This is a genomic window from Deferrisoma sp. (assembly GCF_054681715.1).
On record NZ_BAAHFQ010000149.1, the window covers coordinates 1 to 6,756 of the forward strand.

General features: G+C 71.1%; 6 protein-coding genes. 3 read left to right on the forward strand and 3 right to left on the reverse strand.

Going from position 1 to position 6,756, the window contains the following annotated elements; all coding sequences use genetic code 11:
• Nucleotides 1–236: 236 nt before the first annotated feature.
• From ACY0I8_RS14945 to ACY0I8_RS14955, 3 genes are read left to right on the forward strand one after another with little or no spacing between them, the layout of a single operon-like run.
• Entirely contained in the window at nucleotides 237–1,451 is a 1,215-nt protein-coding gene (locus ACY0I8_RS14945) for a type II secretion system F family protein (protein ID WP_461395380.1), read from the forward strand.
• Nucleotides 1,452–1,505: 54 nt separating this feature from the next.
• Nucleotides 1,506–3,155, forward strand: coding sequence for a sensor histidine kinase (locus tag ACY0I8_RS14950; RefSeq protein ID WP_461395381.1), 1,650 nt, complete (start codon nucleotides 1,506–1,508; stop codon nucleotides 3,153–3,155).
• Complete coding sequence (locus ACY0I8_RS14955; RefSeq protein WP_461395382.1) at nucleotides 3,152–4,534, forward strand: sigma-54-dependent transcriptional regulator; 1,383 nt, start codon at nucleotides 3,152–3,154, stop codon at nucleotides 4,532–4,534. Before ACY0I8_RS14950 ends, ACY0I8_RS14955 begins: the two co-directional genes overlap by 4 nt.
• 703 nt (nucleotides 4,535–5,237) lie before the next feature.
• Here ACY0I8_RS14955 and ACY0I8_RS14960 read toward each other — a convergent pair.
• The 3 genes from ACY0I8_RS14960 to ACY0I8_RS14970 all read right to left on the reverse strand — a co-directional run.
• Nucleotides 5,238–5,828, reverse strand: a complete 591-nt coding sequence (locus ACY0I8_RS14960) for a class I SAM-dependent methyltransferase (protein WP_461395383.1) — start codon at nucleotides 5,826–5,828, stop codon at nucleotides 5,238–5,240.
• Nucleotides 5,829–5,977: 149 nt separating this feature from the next.
• Nucleotides 5,978–6,385 carry a VOC family protein gene (mce, locus tag ACY0I8_RS14965; RefSeq protein ID WP_459942975.1) on the reverse strand — a complete coding sequence of 136 codons (408 nt, stop codon included), beginning with the start codon at nucleotides 6,383–6,385 and terminating at the stop codon, nucleotides 5,978–5,980.
• A 13-nt stretch (nucleotides 6,386–6,398) separates the two neighbouring features.
• Nucleotides 6,399–6,756: cobalamin B12-binding domain-containing protein (locus ACY0I8_RS14970; RefSeq protein WP_461395384.1), on the reverse strand; the 358-nt coding region annotated here is incomplete at its 5' end.

Here is a 6,756-nt window from a genome sequence, read left to right on the forward strand (position 1 = left end):
CAGACCATGAACCAGTCGCTCTACCACCTGGTCACGAAGAAGATCATCCGGCTCGAGGACGCCATGATCCGGAGCCCCGACCCGGCCGAACTGCGCCAGATGCTGGCCAAGGGCACCCCCGACGTGGTGGACGCCCGCCGGGCGGCCCGGCCGGCCATGTCCGGGGCCAGGGTGTGAGGACAGGGGCGGCGCGACATCCCGAGGGTTGACCGAACGAGGTCTAAAGCGAGGTTCCCATGCCGGTGTACAAGTGGGAAGGAAGGGCCCGGGGCGGCAAGATCCAGAAGGGCACGATGGAGGCGCCGAGCGAGGCCGTGGTGACGGCCCAACTCCGGGCCCAGGGCATCACGCCGACCAAGGTCAAAAAGAGCCTGGGCCAGGCCGAGATCAAGATCCCCGGGCTCAAGCCCAAGGTGAAGACCAAGGACATCGTGGTGTTCACCCGGCAGTTCGCCACCATGATCGACGCCGGGCTCCCCCTGGTGCAGTGCCTCGAGATCCTGGGGGGCCAGCAGGAGAACGCCACGTTCAAGGAGGTGATCCTCAAGGTCAAGGAGGACGTGGAGAGCGGGGCCACCTTCGCCGACGCCCTCTCGAAGCACCCCAAGGTGTTCGACCGGCTCTACGTGAACCTGGTGAACGCCGGCGAGGTGGGCGGCATCCTGGACACCATCCTGAACCGCCTGGCCGGGTACATCGAGAAGGCCATGAACCTCCGGAAGAAGGTCAAGGGGGCCATGGTGTACCCCTCCACCGTGGTGGCCGTGGCGGTGCTCGTGGTCGCGATCATCCTGATCTGGGTGATCCCGGTGTTCCAGCAGATGTTCGCCGGGGTGGGCAAGAACCTTCCGGGGCCGACGCTCTTCGTGATCGCCCTTTCGGAGTTCACCAAGAAGTACTTCCTGTTCATCCTGATCTGCCTCTTTGTGCTGGCGTTCGCCTTCAAGCGGACGTACCGCACGGAGAAGGGGCGCATGTTCTTCGACCGGGTATTCCTGCGGCTTCCCGTGTTCGGCGACCTCCTCCGGAAGGTGGCCGTGGCCAAGTTCACCCGAACCCTGGGCACGCTCGTGAGCTCCGGCGTGCCGATCCTCGAGGGCCTCGACGTGGTGGCCAAAACCGCGGGGAACGCCGTGATCGAAGAGGCGATCATGAAAACCCGGGAGTCGATCAGCGAAGGCCGCACCATCGCCGAGCCCCTCAAGGAAACCAAGGTGTTCCCGCCCATGGTGGTCCAGATGATCGCGGTGGGCGAGGCCACCGGCGCCTTGGACCAGATGCTCTCGAAGATCGCCGACTTCTACGACACCGAGGTGGACGAGGCCGTGAGCGCGCTCACCAGCCTGATCGAGCCGCTGCTCATGGTGTTCCTGGGCGGCACCATCGGCGGGCTCGTGGTGGCCATGTACCTGCCGGTGTTCCAGATGGCGGGCACGGTGAGCGGGGGCTAGCCCGGTGCGCCGAAGCACCCCGGCGGAGTGTGCGGGTTCCGGAGGGGGCGGGCCGTGACCGCCCCGAGCGCCGGCCGGTACCAGGGCTACCTGGCCGGCCGGTTCGCCGTTCTGGGGGTCCTCCTGGCGGTGGCCGCGGCGTTCCAGGCCCGCCGGGGGGGGTCCCCCGTGCCGTTTTCGTGGTTCTTCGGGATCACGGGCCTCTCCTTCGGGATCACCCTCCTTTCCCTGGCCCCCCTGCGGCTCCGAAAGAGCCTCGCGCTTTGGGCGCGGGTCCAGCCGGCCTGGGACGTGGCCTACGCCACGGCCCTCGTGTTTCTCTCGGGGGGTGCGTTTTCGCCCTTCGTCACCCTGTACCCCCTCGTCATCGTGGGCGCGGCGCTCCTCCTGCAACGCCGGGGGGCCCTCGTGGCGGCCACGGCCTCCAGCCTGGCCTACGGCCTCCTCGTGGATCTCCAGTACTACGGGTGGCTCCGGCCCCTGAACCCGTTTCCGCTGCCCGAGGTGGAGGGGGGAAAACTCCTCTTCCAGCTCGCCCTGAGCATCGTTGGGTTCTTCGCCGTGGCGCTCTTGGCCGGGTACCTGGCCGAGGAGCTTCGCCGCACGGGCGAGCGGCTCGAGGAGGCCGAGGCCGAGGTGCTGGACCTCGAGCACCTCAAGGACCTGATCCTCGAGGGGCTAGGCTCGGGGCTCGTGGCCCTCGACCGGGCGGGCCGGGTGCGGTTCCACAACCGGGCGGCCCAAGACCTCCTGGGCCGGGCGGGGGTGCCCCTGTCCCCCGGAGCCGATCTGACCCCCGTGTTCGACCTGGCCGGCGGGAGCCGAAACGAGGTCACCCTCGAAGGGGGGCTCGTGCTCGGGTACTCGGTGTCGCCCCTGACCGACCGCGACGACCGCCCGATCGGCCACCTGGTGATCTTCCAGGACCTCACCCGCGTGAAGCGGATGGAGGAGGACCTGCGCCGGGCCGACCGGCTGGCCGCCGTGGGCCGGCTCGCGGCCGGTCTCGCCCACGAGATCCGAAACCCCCTGGGGAGCCTGGCCGGCTCGGTGGAGGTGCTGCGCCAGTCGCTGCGGCCGGAAGGGGAGGACGCGGCGCTCTTCGACATCGTCCTTCGGGAGACGGGACGGCTGAACCGCCTGGTGGCAAACTTCCTCCTCTACGCCCGGCCGGGCCGGGCCGAGCCGAGGAGCGTCGCCTTCCGGGACCTGGTGGGGGAGGTGGGGTTCTTCTTCGCCCAGGGCCAGGGGAACGAGGCCTTCCGCCTGGAGAACCGGGTCCCCGAGGGGTTCCGGATCGAGGCCGATCCGGCCCAGTGGGAGCAGGTGCTCCTCAACCTCTTCCGGAACGCGGTGGAGGCCGAGCCCCGGGGCGTCACGGTGACCGTGGAGGCCGGGGAGGAGGCCGGAACGCCGTGGATCCGGGTGGCCGACGACGGACCGGGCATGCCGCCCGAGGTGGCGGCCCGGGCGTTCGAGCCCTTCCAGTCGGGGAAGCCCGGCGGCACGGGCCTGGGGCTTGCCACGGTGCACCGGATCGCCGAGAACCACGGCGCCACGGTGGAACTCGACTCCGCCCCGGGCCGGGGAACGAGGTTCACGTTTCGCTTTGGAACGGTCCACGGTCACCGGTCGTCGGTCCCGACCGATCGGGCGAAGCCTGACGACCAGCGATCGTCGTCGCTACAGGATCCAACGCCATGACCGACCCCAAGGACACCGCGCGCATCCTGGTGGTGGACGACGAACCCTCCATGCGGGAGTTCCTCGCCATCCTCCTTCGGCGCGAGGGCCACGCCGTGGAGGTGCGGGCCGACCTGGCCGGAGCGCGGGACGCCCTGGCCGGCGGTGGGTTCGACCTCGTCGTCACCGACCTCAAGCTCCCGGACGGAAGCGGGCTCGACGTGCTCGGGGCGGCCCGGGAGCGGGACCCCGACGCCCAGGTGGTGGTCATCACGGCCTTCGGCACGGCCGAGAGCGCCGTCGAGGCCATGAAGCGGGGCGCCTACGACTACCTGACCAAGCCCTTCAAGGCCGACGAGATCCGGCTCACCGTGGCCAAGGCCCTGGAGCGCACCGCCCTGGCCCGGGAGAACCGGGAGCTGCGCCGCCGGCTCGAGGCCGTGGAGGCGGGGGGCGAGATCCTCGGCCGAAGCCCCCGGATGCAGGAGGTGTTCCGGCTCCTGGAGCGGGTGGCCCCCACCGGGGTGACCGTGCTCATCCACGGCGAGAGCGGCACGGGGAAGGAGCTCGTGGCCCGGCGGCTCCACGCCCTCTCGGGCCGGGCCGGGCCGTTCGTGGCCGTGAACTGCGCCGCCATCCCCGAGGGGCTGATCGAAAGCGAGCTCTTCGGCCATGTGAAGGGGTCGTTCACCGGCGCCGTGGCCGACAAGCCGGGCCTGTTCGAGGAGGCGGCCGGCGGCACCCTGTTCCTGGACGAGGTAGGAGAGCTGCCCCTCCACCTCCAGCCCAAGCTCCTGCGGGCCCTCCAGGAGGGCAAGGTCAAACGGGTGGGGGGAAACCGGGAGATCCCGGTGGACGTGCGGATCGTCTCGGCCACGAACCGGGATCTGGCCGAGGCCGTGCGGGAGGGCCGGTTCCGGGAGGACCTCTACTACCGGCTCAACGTGGTGGCCCTCGAGATCCCCCCGCTTCGGGAGCGCCGGGATGACATCCCGCTCCTGGCGCTCCACTTCCTCCAGAAGTACGCCCGGGCCTTCGGCCGGCCGCTGAAGGGGTTCACCCGCGAGGCCCTGGACCGGCTCGAGGCCTACCCGTTTCCGGGAAACGTGCGGGAGCTCGAAAACCTGGTGGAGCGGGCCGCGGCCCTGGAAACCGGCGAGTACGTGGGGGTGGAGAGCCTGCCGCCGGCGCTGGGGGCGCCCCGGACCGGGGACGCCGAGGGCCTACCGCCCTTGCCGGCCGACGGGTTCGACCTGGAGGGATTCCTGGCCGACGTGGAGCGGCGGTACCTGGAGGAGGCCCTGCGCCGCACCAACGGGAACAAGACCGAGGCGGCGAAACTCCTGGGGATCACCTTCCGGTCGCTGCGCTACCGGCTGGAGCGGCTGGGAATGAGGTAGGCTGGGAGGCTGGGAAGTTGGGAGGCTAGAAGGCTGGGAGGCCAGGAGGCAACACCCGTAGTTCAAGCGCCGTCCTACCGTCCTACCGTCCTACCGTCCTACCGTCCTACCGTCCCAACGTCCTAACGTCCCCGCGTCCCAACCGCCGCAGGCCATGGGCCCCCCTCTCCCCCCAGCGCGGGAGAGGGGCCGGAGGGAACCGGTGCCACTACCCCCTCCCCCTGTCCCCCTCCCACCAGGGGAGGGGGAACCGCCTTCTCGCCGGCAGACCCCCGCCGTCTGACTCCCTTTCCCCCAACCGGGGAAAGAGCCGGGGGGCACCGGTGCTACTGCCCCCTCCCCCTGCCCCTTCCCACCGGGGGAGGGGGAACCGCGTTCTGACCGGCAGGCCCGCCGCCCTCTGGCTCCCTCTCCCCACAGCCAGCGAGAGGGCCGGAGGACACCGGTGCCACTCCCCCCTCCCCCTGTCCCCCTCCCATCAGGGAAGGGGGAACCGCCTTCTCACCGGCAGGCCCCACGCCCTCTGGCTCCCTCTCCCCCAGCAGGGGGGAGACGGCCGGAGGAGACCGATACCACTACCCCCTCCCCCTGTCCCCCTCCCACCAGGGGAGGGGAAATCGCCTCTCATCGGCAGGCCCGCCCGCCCTCTGGCTCCCTCTCCCCCCACCGGGGGGAGAGGGCCGGGGTGAGGAGGGGGGCCCCCTTACCCACCCGGCTGCCCGCCGCTTTGCCGCCGGAACACCGCCACGTAGCAGTCCTCCCCCAGATCGGTAACCTCCGGGCCGGCGAACCCGGCGGGGGCCGCGAGATCGGCCAGCTCCTCGGGGGAGAGCCGGATCCGCTCGGGCGGGCCGTGGGGGGTGGGCCGCTTGTGGAACTCGACCGCGGCGAGCCAGCCGCCGGGCCGGAGCACCCGGGCCGCCTCGCGAAGCGCCGCCCCGGCCTCGCCCCGTTCGGCCAGGTCGTGGAGCACCGTGGCGAAGAGCACCCCGTCGGCCGAGGCGTCGGCCAGGCCCTCGAGCCGGGCGGCGTCGCCCATCCGGGCCGACACCCGGCCGTCCAGGCCCCGGCTCCGGGCCTCCCGGTTCAGGGCCGCGCCCCCGTCCTCCCAGGGATCGACCCCGAGCACCCGCACCCCGCCGCCGAAGTGGTCCGCCAGGGCAAAGGCGTAATTCCCCACCCCGCACCCGAGGTCCAGCAGGAGCCCCTCCCGCACCTCCGGCAGCGCGGCCAGGAACCGCTCCCGGTCGATCAGGCCAAAGCTCGACTTTCCGGCCTCGGCGGGAACGCCCATGGATCGTCTCCTCTCGGAATCGGTGACGGGTGACGGGTGACGGGTAACCGGTAACGGGTGACGCGTGACGGGTGAGGCGGCGGGGCTGCCTAGCTGCCCAGCCGCCTCGCCGCCCCCCCCCCCCCCCCCGCCGCCCCCCGCCCAGCCAGCTACTCCCCCATCTCCTGCACGAGCTCGGTCAGCACCCCGCCGGAGGACTTGGGGTGCACGAAGGCGATCCGGGTGTTGTGGGCCCCGGTCCGGGGGGTCTGGTCCACCATCCGCACCCCCTCGGCCTTGAGCCGCTCCACCTCGGCCGCCACGTCGTCCACCTGGTAGGCGATGTGGTGGAACCCGGGGCCGTTCTTCTCCAGGAACTTGGCCACCGGGGAGTCGGGGCTCGTGGGCTGCACGAGCTCCAGCCGCACCTCGCCGATGGGCAGGAAGGCCACCTTTACCTTCTGGTCGGCCACCTCCTCCACCCCGCCGAGCTCGAGGCCCAGGTGCTTGGTGTAGAAGGCCGCGGCCTCCTCGATGTCGCGAACCGCGATCCCGATGTGGTTGATCTTGCTGGGCATGTCGCTCCTCCCTCTACGCTCCCAGGCGCTCCCGGATGAACTTCACCACGTCGTTCGTGTCGGTGCCGGGCAAGAAGATCTCGGCGAACCCGGCCTCCTTCAAGGCCGGGATGTCCTCCACCGGGATGATGCCGCCCCCGAACAGGAGCACGTCGCCCTTGCCCTTTTCCTTGAGGAGCTGGGCCACCCGCGGGAAGAGCACCATGTGGGCCCCCGACAGGCACGACAGCCCCACCACGTCCACGTCCTCCTGGATCGCGGCGGCCACGATCTTCTCGGGGGTCTGGCGGATGCCGGTGTAGATCACCTCCATGCCGGCGTCCCGAAGGGCCCGGGCCACCACCTTGGCGCCCCGGTCGTGGCCGTCGAGG